At 51.3% G+C, this 13,568-nt stretch carries 10 protein-coding genes; 8 read left to right on the top strand and 2 right to left on the bottom strand.

Features of this window, described 5'->3' with window-relative positions; genetic code table 11:
* Positions 1-73: 73 nt before the first annotated feature.
* From FCL47_RS20930 to FCL47_RS20915, 4 genes are all read left to right on the top strand, one after another.
* Positions 74-1,534 (top strand): glycosyltransferase, encoded by a 1,461-nt coding sequence (locus FCL47_RS20930; protein ID WP_136815677.1) that lies wholly within the window; start codon positions 74-76, stop codon positions 1,532-1,534.
* Positions 1,535-1,657: 123 nt separating this feature from the next.
* Positions 1,658-1,903, top strand: a complete 246-nt coding sequence (locus FCL47_RS20925) for a hypothetical protein (RefSeq protein ID WP_136815676.1) — start codon at positions 1,658-1,660, stop codon at positions 1,901-1,903.
* Positions 1,904-1,942: 39 nt separating this feature from the next.
* Positions 1,943-3,616, top strand: a complete 1,674-nt coding sequence (locus FCL47_RS20920) for an AarF/ABC1/UbiB kinase family protein (protein WP_136815675.1) — start codon at positions 1,943-1,945, stop codon at positions 3,614-3,616.
* A gap of 40 nt (positions 3,617-3,656) precedes the next feature.
* A complete protein-coding gene (locus FCL47_RS20915) occupies positions 3,657-4,442 on the top strand; it encodes an ABC transporter substrate-binding protein (protein ID WP_136815674.1) in 786 nt (261 codons plus the stop codon).
* A 60-nt stretch (positions 4,443-4,502) separates the two neighbouring features.
* Here the strand turns inward: FCL47_RS20915 and FCL47_RS20910 are convergent, their stop codons facing one another.
* The gene (locus FCL47_RS20910) at positions 4,503-6,041 is read right to left on the bottom strand and encodes an NAD(P)/FAD-dependent oxidoreductase (protein ID WP_136815673.1); all 1,539 of its coding nucleotides are present in this window, start codon (positions 6,039-6,041) and stop codon (positions 4,503-4,505) included.
* 366 nt (positions 6,042-6,407) lie between these two features.
* Here FCL47_RS20910 and rpsU point away from each other — a divergent pair, with 366 nt between their 5' ends.
* The 4 genes from rpsU to FCL47_RS20890 all read left to right on the top strand — a co-directional run bounded on the left by rpsU (position 6,408) and on the right by FCL47_RS20890 (position 11,425).
* The gene (rpsU, locus tag FCL47_RS20905) at positions 6,408-6,599 is read left to right on the top strand and encodes a 30S ribosomal protein S21 (protein WP_353740682.1); all 192 of its coding nucleotides are present in this window, start codon (positions 6,408-6,410) and stop codon (positions 6,597-6,599) included.
* Positions 6,600-6,699: 100 nt separating this feature from the next.
* On the top strand, positions 6,700-7,617 hold the full coding sequence (gene xerD, locus FCL47_RS20900; RefSeq protein ID WP_205747396.1) for a site-specific tyrosine recombinase XerD: 918 nt from the start codon (positions 6,700-6,702) through the stop codon (positions 7,615-7,617).
* A gap of 323 nt (positions 7,618-7,940) precedes the next feature.
* Entirely contained in the window at positions 7,941-10,607 is a 2,667-nt protein-coding gene (locus tag FCL47_RS20895; protein WP_136815670.1) for a CBS domain-containing protein, read from the top strand.
* Positions 10,608-10,792: 185 nt separating this feature from the next.
* Positions 10,793-11,425, top strand: a complete 633-nt coding sequence (locus FCL47_RS20890) for a site-2 protease family protein (protein ID WP_136815669.1) — start codon at positions 10,793-10,795, stop codon at positions 11,423-11,425.
* Between the two features lie 5 nt (positions 11,426-11,430).
* Here the strand turns inward: FCL47_RS20890 and FCL47_RS20885 are convergent, their stop codons facing one another.
* On the bottom strand, positions 11,431-13,482 hold the full coding sequence (locus FCL47_RS20885; protein WP_136815668.1) for a molybdopterin-dependent oxidoreductase: 2,052 nt from the start codon (positions 13,480-13,482) through the stop codon (positions 11,431-11,433).
* Positions 13,483-13,568 lie beyond the last annotated feature (86 nt).

Here is a 13,568-nt window from a genome sequence, read left to right as displayed (position 1 = left end):
ATTTGCTTGACAACAATAAGATATTCCCTTCATTTAAACACTGCCACTTTTAACAGAACAAGAGAGAGATTCAATGATCGACGCAAACTATCGCGACAAACAACTTTCCCAGCTGCAGCATTTTTTCGCTACGGCAAAAAGAGATTCCCTGACAGCTCTTTCCCCCGACACTCTTGCTGAGATGCGCAGCCGTATAAGGGAGACCATTAATGATCTGCTGATCTGGGGTCGGCCTCATCTCGCCGCAACCCGCGGTATCCAATGGCCCTACCATGAGTGTTCTCTTATCGCGCCTCACCTTGCAAAGGTGTACTGCCAGGACACCGATAAAAAAGCGCAGCAACAGGCCCTTCTTTTTCTCGCGTTACTGCCGGTGCCCAACCAATGGCGCTGGTTGGCAAAAGCTATTGATATTCTGCCCGATGAACCTGAAATCAAACTATTTTTAACAACCGAACGGCAGACGATCCAATCGAAACTGACCGGACGGGGTCAGTCCTCCTTAAAATTACGACATGTTATGCAAATCTTAAAATCGCCGCAATTGCCACATGAAAAAGGAGTACTGCGGATTTTCTCTCTCCCTTATCTTTTTCTGGATAAACAATTGTTACGGAAAATTGCCAACAACTATGTGTTTTTTCTCGAGCCACCAATGGGTGTAGTCTTTCGGCATGCCTGGTGGCGCGCCTTCACCGAATTGGAGGATCCATGTATTTTTGGTCTTGGCGGCGAGGAAGATCGCTTCTTTATTGACATGCAGGCAAATACCCATGTTATTCGCCTGGCTCATGGCGATTTTCTGCCGGATCTCGCCCCGCTTGATCCAGCACCAGTTAAAGACATTGATATCGTCTTTAATGGAACATTTGACGATATGGCGCGTAAACGGCACTTTTTCATGCTGGAACTATTACATGACCCACGGCTGAAAAATAAAAAAGCCCTGTTTCTCGGCCGTGGATCGCAGGAAAATATCACAGCCTTCAAGAAGGAAGTCGAACGTCATGAATTGACTGATCGGGTAACCGTTCTCAGCAATTTACGTCGCCAGGACATCCCCCGCTCCCTGGGTCGTTGTCGGATAGGAGTACACTTGTCCCTGTACGAAAATTCGTGCCGCTGTATTTACGAATATTACCGGGCGAACATCCCCTGCGTCATATCATCAGCCACCGCCGGGATGGATATGCGTATATTCAATCAAAAAACCGGCCGGGTGGCTGATGATGCTCAGCTGCCGGAGATCATCGCTTCAATGATACACCAGCACAGCTCCTTTACCCCGCGACAGTGGTTTCAGAATAACTCGGGAAGTCTCCATTCATCACGAAAACTGAACGAAGAACTGATGGACTTTTTTACCGTTAATGGCTATCTCTGGAACAGCGATATCGTCCCGCTGGATAGCAGTGGTGCGAATCGCTATCTAAAAAAAGAACACTATCGTCATTTCCTGCCAGAGTTTCATCAACTGCTCTCCTGGCTGCAACCATCAATGCCCGCTGGCATAAAGCTGACGGTAGATGGATAGTTCTGTATTCGTCCCGGATGCTGACGAATTCATTGTTATTGCTGATTTTCATATCTTTTTTCAGGCAACTTATTTATCGTGGATATTCCATCTTCCTTCAATTTAATGCAAGGAGTAATGAACATGAAAAACGGTCAATGCCCGAAGTGCGGAGCCAGAAAAGTCTATTCCGGTGCAAACATACTTCTAAAGAGTGGCCCGTTCAGCAGCAACGCCATCCCCATCAGCCTGACATCCATGGCCGCACTGGATAATTATGTCTGTGCAGCATGCGGGCTGGTCGAAAGTTACATAGCCGATCAGTCCAAGCTCGAGGAGATCGTTCAACGCTGGGACCAGGTCAAGCCGGAGACCGGCAGTGACCAATAACCGGCGCCGCCGAAAGAGTATGACAAGAATTGCGATCTTATGAAAGGAATACGCCGATTCGGGGCAATTGCCCGGGTTCTGACCAGGCATGGTTATGGCAACGTCATTGACCATCTGTTCAAACGAAAGCAAACAGGCAGCGATAATGTGGAGAGCAGCAGAACGGTCCAGCCAGCTTTTCACTCGCCTCTCCGCATTCGCCGGATGCTCGAAGAACTCGGCCCGAGTTTTATCAAGCTTGGCCAGCTGATGAGCGTTCGGGCCGATGTCTTCCCTCCGGAATATACCGAGGAATTTAAAAAACTCCAGGATAGTGTGCCGCCCGTATCTTACACTTCGATCAAAACCGTGGTGGAAACAGAACTGGGCGCCCCCATAGAAGATATCTTTGCTGAATTTGCCCACGAGTCCATCGCCGCTGCCTCTGTTGCCCAAGTCCATGAAGCCAGGCTCATGAACGGCGACAGAGTGGCGGTTAAGGTCATACGGCCCGGTATCGAAAGGAAGATCCGCGAGGATATCCAGGTAATGAGTTATTTTGCCGAAAAACTTGAATCGGCATTCGAATTTGCACGTATTATCGGGGCAATAAACCTGGTGAAGGAATTCGAGCGGACGATCTTCAGGGAACTCGACATGCATATCGAGGGTGGTAATATTGAAAAATTCGCCGCCAATTTTGCAGACAGCAAAGAAATCTATACCGCCCGGGTCTACTGGCAGCATACGGCCAAATCCGTCCTGGTCATGGAGTATATTGACGGGATTAAAATGGACGAGGTGGAGAAAATCCGCCAGGCGGGTATCGATCCGCAGGAGGTGGCGATGATCGGCTTGCGGTCGTTTTCACGCCAGCTGATGGATTTTGGGTTTTTTCATGCCGACCCCCATCCCGGCAACACTCTTGTCATGTACGACGGCCGGGTGAGCCTGGTCGATTTCGGCATCATTGGCTATCTGGACAATGAGGCCATGATGCAGGTGGCGAATATATTTCTCGGCTACGCCGAGCACGACTACGATATGGTCATGGACGCTTTCCGTGATGCCGGCCTCATCAATGACGATACCGACCTGAAGCGGTTCCGAACCGATCTCAAGGATATGAGCGAGCCCTTTTACGGCCGGTCCCTGCAAACCATTGCGGTAAAGGATGTCTACGAGCAGGTAATGCGGCTTGCCTACAAATACCACATCCGGTTCCCGAGGAATCTCCTGCTGCTCCTCAAAACATTTGTCCAGACGGAAGGTCTGGGCAAGATCCTGGGCAGCACCGCCAGCATCCTGGAGGTCACTCGCCCCTATGCGAAAAAACTGGTGCAGCGGGGTTATGAAACCCAGAGTCTATTGAAAAATCTGGGCAGGGACAGTCGGCACATGGGCGCCATCCTGAAGACGATGCCCCGCTTGACGCATGCCATTCTGAAAAGAACCGCCGAGGGGAATCACCGCATCGAGATCCTGCATAACGGCTCGGATACCATTATCACCAAATTGGAAAAGGGTCTCAACCGGGCGGTTATGGGCATGATCGTTGCTGCCTCGACAATTGCCGGCTCGTTGTTGTTGAATTCGCCGGTTACAATATTTGACATATCCCTGGCGGGATTCACTGTTTCTTTTACCGCCGTGCTTGGATTTACCAGTTATTGTATCGCCACATCCCTGGGCCTGTGGCTTATCATCTCCATTTTCAGATCGGGTAAAATGTGACGGTGTCGCAAAAACTCTTCATCTGCAGAGAGGGATTTAATTGAACAGCATTGTCACTCTGATCAGCAAAATCTTCGTTTTTCTGTATCTCGTTTCTGCGTTGCCTGCCCATGGCAACGAAAATGTTTTCATTGTGGCTGACGACCAGGATGCAACGCCCTATATCTTTGCCAACTGCCAGAGAAAACCCGAAGGGATCTTCTACGACATTATCGACAAAAGCTTCAGGCGTATCAAGGTCCCACTCCAATATGATGTTTATCCCTGGAAAAGAGCACAGTTGCAGGTGCAGACAAGAAAGGCCGATGCCCTGATAACAATCCCCACCCCGGAGCGCCTTAAATACCTGGTTCCGAGCCACGAACCGGTATTCGTCATGAGATATAAGATATTCACCCAGAGCGACAATCCGAACATTGCAAAAATCAGAGCGATCAGAACTCTAGCTGAGCTCAAGGATCTCAAGATTATTGACTATATTGGCGATGGATGGGCAGAAAAAAACCTTGCACAATACGGTGTCGAGTGGTCTCCGAATCTGAGCTCCGTTTGCAAAATGCTTGCCGCACACCGAGGGGATGTTTTTTTACAGGATGAGGCCATGGTCCGGTATGCAATAAATAATATTAAGAAAAATGAAGGCAGGACGAGTCAAAATTATGATCGTATCATCGCAATCGACGCCCCTGTCCCAGCTATCAAGTTTCATCTTATGGTGCGAAAAGATTCACCATATCTGTACCTCCTGCCACAATTCGACGCAGCCCTCAGGGCCATGCACAAAGACGGTGATTTCGACAAGATAACCCATAAATGGCTGCAATAGGATGCGGTTGCCATCATTGCCTGTCCCTGACGCAGGTCACGGCCGAGCAAGGCAGAAAAATCAATAACCTTTTTCGATAATTGCCAGCGCGGTCCGTATTCCGTCCACGCCGCTGGAGATGATTCCCCCGGACCAGCCGGCCCCTTCTCCCGCCAGGTACAGGTTGGCAAATCCCTGACAGCATCTGTCCGGCTCCCTGAGTACCTGGATTGGTGACGACGTCTTGCTCTCCAGGCCGAGGATAATGCCGGAGTCAAAACCTTTCAGTTTTCGGCTGAATTCTGCCAGTCCCAGGGAAATCGCCTCGCTTATCCTTGGCGGCAGCAGATCCCACAGGGGGGCGGCGGCAAGGCCCAGAGGATAACTCGAGTCAACGGTTCCGGTTGGCGGTGTACGGCCGATAAAACCGCTAATGGTGGCAAATGGTGCCCGATAGCCGCCTGCATACTGATAAAACCTCTGTTCGAGCGAACTCAGCCAGTCCAGGGCTTCCAGCGGCGACACTGCTTTTCCCAGCAGCGATTCCAGATTAAATCCGGCCACACAGGCAGCATTGGCAAACCGTCCGCTCCGTCTATACCTGCTCATGCCGTTAACGATGTTGGCGGTTGCATAGGCAGTGGCCGGCACAACCGTTCCGCCGGGACACATGCAGAAGGTATACACCGGCAGACTGCCGTCCCCCCTTGCTGTCAGACGGTATTCAGCCGCTTTTACCCCGGGCAGGGAGGCCCTGCCCCACTGAGCCCTGTTAATCAGTTCCTGAGGATGCTCGACGCGGCAGCCGATGGCAAAGTTTTTGGTCCGGAAGCGGACCCCGTTGCGGATGAGCATGCGGTAGGTTTCATGGGCCGAGTGACCGGGTGCGATGACCAGTACATCGACGGGGATCTCTCCTGCTGAAGTGACGGCGGCTACCACCCTGCCATTGCTGACGGTCAAATCAAAAAGCATGGTTTCAAAACACATCTCTCCGCCTAAGTCTTCAAATTCTCTTCTCAGATTAGCGGTAATATGCCGGAGATTATCGGTGCCCAGATGCGGGTGGGCCAGGTATTCAATTTCTGCCGGCGCACCAGCCCTGATATAGCTCGACAGAATAAATTGTTTTTCCCTGGCTATGTTCTTGGTTCTGGACGTGAGCTTCCCATCTGAAAAGGTGCCTGCTCCGCCTTCGCCAAAGGCGTAATTATTGATTGGATCAAAAGTCCCGGACGATTCAAATTCTTTGATACGGCCAGCACGGCGGTCGACCCGGGAGCCCCGTTCGATCAGCATCGTTTTAAAGCCAGCTTTTTGCAGAACGAGCGCCGAAAAGAAACCGGCAGGCCCGCTGCCGACCACCAACACCCTGGTGGTCCTGGCCTGCCGAGGTATCTCCAGAGACGGGTAAACAAAAGGCTCTCCCCCCTGAAGTTCATCGGAGAGGACACCGACACGGATCAGCCAGTGGATATTATGCTTTTTCCGCGCATCGAGGCTTTTACTCTCGATCTGCCATGAAAACTCACGGATGCCGAGCTGTCTGCCGATAACCGATCTCAGGGCTGCGTCGGTGTAGTCGGTAGGGAGTTGCAGGTTGATTTCCCGAAAGCCCAATGGGGAGCTCCTTCAAAGGTGGTCAGTGGTTTCTGTACGTTGCTGGACCCAGGACAGTACTGGAGGAGCATCGTCTGCATCGCAGAAGAGTCGTACCGAGGTGTAAACCTACGATTTAACAATATCCCGGTGACTTGTAAAGATGCAACAGACAGGCTTTTTATGCCATGGGTAGCTTACAAATATCATCCTTGTCAGGAAATCAGGCCTGCATCTTCTTTGAAAAATCCATTGACAAAGGCTTCCTGTGTTTAGTATATAAACGAGATTGTTTTCCCGAAACCACAGTTATTTACTAAAAAGACAGGTAATATCCCGATCTTTTAATAAAATTTATGACTAACCCGCTAAACGGAGCCACAAATGATAGAAGTTGAAGTCCGAGGAGATCTTGAGTACGCAATTCGCCAGCTGAAAAAAAAGCTGCAGATAGACGGTATCAAAAGAGAACTGAAACGTCGTGAGTACTACGAGAAGCCGAGTGTGAAAAAACGCCGGAAGCAGGCGGAAGCCCGCAGGAAACTCCGCAAGTTCAACCGAATGAAAAAATCATTCTAGCAGGCTGTCTTTTGAGAGCCTGACTCCGTTCAGGCTTTTCAATTACTTCGTATCTGTAAATACAACAGCCCACGCCTGATTGCCTGACAGCTGAGGCGATATTAAGACGATTAAAACCACTCCAAGCTTTGCAGCAGCGCACGAACTGTATCTCCACTATTTGATCTCTGAAAGAAGGCTGGCAGAGAACAGTGTCGAGGCGTATGCGGCTGATATAAATTTTTTTCTCAGCTTCCTCACCGCCCAACGAAAAAAAACCTTGAACGGGGTCGATCCGGCAACCATTCAGAGTTTTCTTGAACAATGCCGGGAACGGCAACGGGTCAGTCATCGGACCAACGCCCGGCGCATTTCTGCGCTAAAGTCTTTTTTTACATTTCTGCTGCGGGAGAATCTGATTACCCACAATCCGTTCAGCACAGTAGAACTGCCACGCAGCGGCAAGAGCCTGCCAAAAGCTCTTTCCCAAAAAGAAGTCATGCGCCTGCTCGCTCCGCCAACCCTTGCGAGCCCGATTGCCGACCGGGATACCACCATGCTTTTTCTCCTTTATTCTACCGGACTTCGGGTCTCTGAACTGGTGCAGCTGCCCTTGGCTGCATGCAACCTGACCGCCGGTTTTGTCCGGGTATTGGGCAAAGGCAATAAAGAACGACTGATTCCTTTTGGCGATCAGGCAAAAGACAAAATCGACCACTATCTAAAAAATTCCCGACCACATATACTGAAGGGCAAGCGAAGTAATTACCTCTTTATAACCGGGCGCGGCAGCTGTATGACCCGCCTGAGATTCTGGCAGATTGTTCGAAAAATTGCCCTGGCTGCCGGCATCGACAAGAATATCTCGCCGCATATGATCCGCCACTCCTTCGCCACCCATCTTCTCAGTCACGGTGCCGATCTACGCGCAGTACAGATGATGCTTGGCCACACCGATATCGCCACGACGCAGATATACACCCAAGTTGACCAGGACCGATTAAAAAGTATCCATAAAAAGTTTCACCCCCGGGGATAGAGAAGAAAAGAAGACATCGCCCTCTTGTGGCCAAATTTCAGCTTATGCCATATATTTCATCAGTATTACGGCACAACGCCAGCATCGATGTTCTCGTAAAAATTTGATTTTCAAGATGGTTCAGCACATAGTGTCTTCCCTTAAACAAGATATTTTGTTCTAACTAGAGGCCCTTGCTGGATGCACACGCAGGCATTTATTAACTCTCGAAGTTTTGCTATGCTCGCTACACTCCGGGAAGTAAACAACAATGGCAGCGAACAGTCAGAAAAAGATTACCGTTTGCTGACAGACACCAAGCGATAGAATTCGACACATTCCTTATGCGCCTCATTACCACCCATATCAACGCCGACTTTGACGGACTTGCGTCAATGATTGCCGCCCGGAAAATCTATCCGGATGCCGTCATAGCCTTTTCAGGATCCCAGGAAAAAAATGTCCGCGATTTCATCTCGCAAAGCCTTCCCTATGCCTATGATTTCTCAAAGATAAAAGATATCGATCTGCAAGCGGTCGACACCCTCATCCTGGTTGATACCCGGTCCTCAGACAGGATCGGACCTTTCAAGGAGTGCCTGAAGAATCCCGGCATAAAGCTCCACCTCTACGACCACCATCTGCAAAACAGCGGCGACCTCCATGGCGAAGTCGAAATAGTCGAGAACTTCGGATCCACCACAACGCTGCTGGTCAATATTTTACAGGAACAAAAGATTCCTGTCACCCCGACGGAAGCGACGATACTTGCTCTTGGCATATACGAAGACACCGGCTCTCTTACCCATCTGACCACGACGCCGGAAGATCTGATGGCCGCGGCATGGCTGGTGGCAAAGGGCGCCAAACTTGACCAGGTCGCACAGTTTATCACCTATGAACTGACTTCAACACAGATTTCCATCCTGCATGAGCTGATGAAAAGTGCCAAGCAGTATACCATCCAGGATATTCCTATCGTCGTTATAACCCACTCTTTTCTCGACTATGTTGATCAATTCGCCCTGATCGTTAAAAGATTCATGGCTATGGAGAACCTCAACGTTCTCTTTGCCCTGATCTCCATGGGCGGGCGTATCTACATGATCGCCCGCAGCCGTATTGCCGATGTGGATGTCGGCATCATCGCCCGCGACCTCGGCGGTGGCGGACATGCCACGGCAGCCTCGGCAACACTGAAGGATATGACCCTGATCGAAGCACAGGAGAAACTGATCCATACCCTGCATCGGCATGTCCTCCCTCAGCCAATTGCCAGTGAAATGATGTCCAAGCCGGCAATTACTATCACGCCGAATTCGACCATCTCCGAGGCCAACACCCTGCTTACCCGGTACAATATAACCGCAGCCCCGGTACGGGCCGACATACGGACAGCCCCTGACGACGACCACCCAATCCTGGGAATCATCACCCGCCAGGTCGTCGAAAAGGCGACGCATCACGCGCTCGGCGATCGACCGGTCAGCGATTATATGACCAGTGATGTCAAGAGCCTGCCTCTTAAAGCAACACTGGCCGATATTCAGGAGCTCATCATCGAAAACAGACAGCGCCTCGTTCCGATTGTCCAGAATAAGACCCTTATGGGGGTTATCACCAGAACCGACCTCCTCAACAGGCTGGTCAACGATCCGGCCCATCTGCCGAAGAACCTTCTGCATGAAGCCGATCACCCGTCTTTGGAAAAAAAGAGAAATCTGAACGCGCTCATTGTCGACTGTTTGAGCAAAGAAATGATCCAGCTGCTCCAGACGATAGGGGAAGTGGCAGACAAAATGCACGACAATGCCTTTGCCGTGGGTGGCTTCGTCCGCGACCTGCTGCTGAAAAAGCCGAACCTCGATCTCGATATCGTTATCGAAGGAGACGGTATCAGTTTCGCCAAAGAACTGGCGGCACGCCTGGGAGGCCGATATCGCACCCATGAAAGGTTCAAGACCGCCGTAGTGCTCCTGCCCAATGATTTTAAAATAGATATCGCGACGGCCCGGCTCGAATACTATGAATATCCAGCGGCGATGCCGACGGTTGAGCTGTCATCAATAAAGCTCGATCTCTACCGCCGGGACTTCACCATCAACGCCATGGCTATTCAGCTCAACCCGGAACATTTCGGCACACTGATAGACTTTTTCAACAGCCAGAACGACCTGAAACAAAAGTCCATCAAGGTGCTCCACAACCTCAGTTTTGTGGAAGATCCCAGCAGAATTTTTCGGGCGTTGCGATTTGAAAAGCGCATGAATTTCCAGATATCGCCCCATACCAAACGACTTATTGTCAATGCTGTCAGCATGAAGCTTTTTGGTAAAAGCGGGGATCCGCGCTTTTTAACAGAGCTGAAGATCATTTTCTCTGAAGAAAATCCGATCCCTGCCATTCAACGGCTGGCTGAGTTCGATCTCTTTCAGTTTCTCTGGCCCGACCTTCGCCCGCATTATCAGATCGACCGGCGATTCCTGCACATCCTCACCCAGGCCCAGCGGGCAATTTCCTGGTTTCGCCACCTCTACCTCGATGAACCATGCCGAAACTGGGTTGTCTACCTCCTGGCGGTCATGTCCCGATCGGGCCTGCAAGAATTATTGGCTTTTTGCACACGATTTGAGGAAACGGCGAAAACAACTGAATATCTGCTTGACCAAAAGGAGCGGACGGAACAGGCAATGCACCGCCTGTCTCGGGAAAATAACTATAAAAGCAGCAAGATAGTTGGCTTTTTTGAAGGGATCAGCCTTGAGGGTCTGCTGTATATGATGGCCATTGCCCGAAAGAACCATGTCAAAAAAGCCATATCGCTCTATGTGACCACGCTCAGGCATGTCGAAGCCTGCCTTTCAGGTAATGACTTAATGGCTATGGGCTACAGTCCGGGTCCGCAATTCAAACAGATCCTCAGTTACCTGAAAGACATGCAGCTTGACAATCCGACACTGAGACCGGAAGACGCAGCCGTCCTCGTGGAGAAAAAATTCCCCAGGCAGTGATACTTCAGGAGCCAGGCCTGATCAAATCCTCATGATCGAAAAATCAGCTGGAACTTTTAAGACAAATTGCTTTGCTGCAAAAAATGGCAGAAATTCTGGAGTAAGGCACTAAACAATGCTTAAGGTATGTATGCAATCGATGAAGTGTACGACCTTGGCATCATAAATTTTATCAACACCAGACAATGAACCAGTTTATTACCCAACTCATCATTCTCGCGCCGCCGCTGCTTTTCGCTCTGACCTTTCATGAGTTCGCCCACGGCTATGTCGCCTATCGTCTCGGCGACCCGACCGCGAAAGATGCCGGAAGATTGACCCTGAACCCGTTAAAGCATCTCGATCCCCTTGGAACCATAGCCTTTTTCTTCATAAAATTCGGCTGGGCCAAACCGGTGCCCGTCAATCCGAACTATTTTCAAAATCCCCGAAAGGATATGTTATGGGTGGCTCTGGCCGGTCCGGCCACCAACCTCGCAGTTGCAGTAGCCAGTGCAATATTGACCAAGGGCCTCTGGCTGCTGGCCAACATCCTCCCCTACTCAGTTGCAGCCGAGGCCATCCTCGTACCACTCAATTCGATGCTGATAGCCAGTGTCTGGATCAACCTCGTCCTGTGCATTTTCAATTTTCTGCCCATTCCGCCTCTCGATGGCAGCCGCATCCTCATGGGCCTGCTCCCCGACAATCTGGCAGTATCGTATATGCGGATTGAACGTTTCGGCTTTGTTCTTATCCTTATCCTGGCCTTCAGCGGCCTGCTGTCCAAGGTGATTGTGCCGATTATCAGTTTTGCCAATTCCCTGCTGCTGTCGTAAGGCAGTCAGATTTTCGCAAGCGACACCAGCGATTCATGAAAGGTGGCTCCTCCGCCCATGTCGGTCAGTTTTTGCGAGGTCAGATCGTTGATGCCGCCGTGGATCGCGTTTTCTGAACCATTGCCGGCAACTTCGGCATCTTCCTCTACCGGCCAGAATATGCCTTCGGCAACCAGTACTCCCCGGCCGGTGTCAGTCGTCACTTTGGCCAGCCGTTTCGTTTGCCCCCGGCCATTGGACAGGCGTACCGTATCGCCATCCTGCACTTGACACATTGCCGCATCCTCCGGGTGAACCAGAACGGAACCACGCGTACCCGGATAGAATTCGCCAAAGGTGCTGTTCAAAAGATCAGGGTGCGGCGGGGTGATCAAACGGAAGGGGTACCTGGACTGCAGGTCAGGATCACCAAATTCACCGGCAGCAGTCAGACAGGCCATGGTCGGCTCCGGAACCGAGTTGGGAGAAAGAAGCCGAAGAGTATGCGTTCCGTCGGCCAGCACCCGCCCATCGACGCTGCTATAAGCTGAATGGACGAGGCTGCCGGCCAATACGTCCTGCACAGCGCATCCCGCAGGGAATCCCGGCATATCAGTCAGATAATCGACAATCCTTTCCTCGCAGCTCTGCTGAAAAACCGGTTCGTTAAAGCCCATTTTCAGCGCCAGGCTCTGGAATAATTTAAAATTGCTCCACGCCTCCCCCACCGGCTCAATTGCCGGTTGCGCCACACCGAGATAGAAATGCCCGTACCCGGTGTAGACATCAAGATTTTCCAGAAAAATTGTCGCCGGAAGAAGCAGATCGGCATACTTCGCCGTTGGCGTCATAACCTGTTCATGCACGACGGTAAAGAGATCCTCTCGCTGCAGGCCCCGTCGAACCATTGCGCCGTCTGGATTGACACTCATCGGATTGGAATTGTAAACGATCAGCGCCTTGACCGGTGGATCAAGAGCGGTCAGTGCATGACCGAGCTGAATCATATTGACGATCCTGGTCGGCGCACTTGCCAGATCGGGATAGGTCAGTTTCCCTTTATCTCCCCGGAACGCTCCGGAAGAGAGTAAAACTCCCCGCCCTTTCCCCCCGGCAAAAAGGCCCAGGCAGGCGGCCAGCGAGGCAATCGCCCGTACGCTCATCCCACCCCTGCTGTTGCGCGACAGACCGATGCCAATCCTGAAAAAAGTTCGGGGTGCGCCGGCCAGCAGGGCAGCAAGTTCCTCTATTTCATCTTTGGCGACACCGCTCTCAGAAACAAAACTCTCCCAATCCCGTGCCATTACATATGCCGCCTGCTGCGCGAATCCTTCGGTATGGCGATCGATGAACTGCTGGTCGATCTTATTTTTCTCAATCAGCGACTTCATCACTCCCAGCGCGAGACCACTATCGCCACCCGGTTTTACCTGGAGATAATTATCCGCCGCCTTGCCGGTCTGATTGCAATACGGATCAATAACGAGCAGCCTCGCGCCTTTTTTCCGGGCATGGGTGACATACCGCCAGAAGTGGACATTGGTTACTTTGATATTAATTCCCCAGGCAACGATCAACTCGGCATCCGCTGCGTTTTCCGGGGGACAGCCGGGAAGATTGCCGCACTGTTTCTGCCAGCCGGCGCCGGACGCAGCGGAGCAGATGGTCTGATCCAATCTGGAGGTGCCCAGCCTGTGAAAGAAAGGGTAGCCGGCGAAGCGGTTCACCGCCCCCATATTGCCGGCATAGGAATAGGGCAGGATCGACTCGCCGCCATATTGCTGACAAATCGCCTTCAGTCGGGCCGCCAGGATATCCAGCGCTTGCTGCCAGTCGATCCGGCGAAATTCTCCCGCACCTTTTCTGCCCACCCTGAGTTGCGGATAGAGAATCCTCTGCGCGCAATACAGCCTTTCAGGATAGCGGCGCATCTTCCGACAGATAAAACCGGCCGTATACGGATGATCTTTATCGCCGTGCAGGGCGACGACCCTGCCGTCTTCAACGGTGGCGAGCATGCCGCAGGTATCCGGACAGTCAAGCGGACAAATGGTTTTTTTCTGTATTTTTATAGCCATGATTATTAGTGACTTAGAAATAATTCTCTTGTGCTTTTTACAAGAGAATTATTTCGTTAAGGAACTTGCACCCGTCAAGCGAGTAC

This window comes from Desulfopila sp. IMCC35006, from assembly GCF_005116645.1.
GTDB lineage: Bacteria > Desulfobacterota > Desulfobulbia > Desulfobulbales > Desulfocapsaceae > Desulforhopalus_A.
This window is presented reverse-complemented; position numbering and strand designations above follow the sequence as displayed.

Excerpts from the sequence above, each read along its gene's own strand:
- FCL47_RS20930 (WP_136815677.1), top strand. The coding sequence starts at position 74 with ATGATCGACGCAAACTATCGCGACAAACAACTTTCCCAGCTGCAGCAT.
- FCL47_RS20925 (WP_136815676.1), top strand. The coding sequence starts at position 1,658 with ATGAAAAACGGTCAATGCCCGAAGTGCGGAGCCAGAAAAGTCTATTCC.
- FCL47_RS20920 (WP_136815675.1), top strand. The coding sequence starts at position 1,943 with ATGAAAGGAATACGCCGATTCGGGGCAATTGCCCGGGTTCTGACCAGG.
- FCL47_RS20895 (WP_136815670.1), top strand. The coding sequence starts at position 7,941 with ATGCGCCTCATTACCACCCATATCAACGCCGACTTTGACGGACTTGCG.
- FCL47_RS20890 (WP_136815669.1), top strand. The coding sequence starts at position 10,793 with ATGAACCAGTTTATTACCCAACTCATCATTCTCGCGCCGCCGCTGCTT.
- FCL47_RS20885 (WP_136815668.1), bottom strand. The coding sequence starts at position 13,482 with ATGGCTATAAAAATACAGAAAAAAACCATTTGTCCGCTTGACTGTCCG.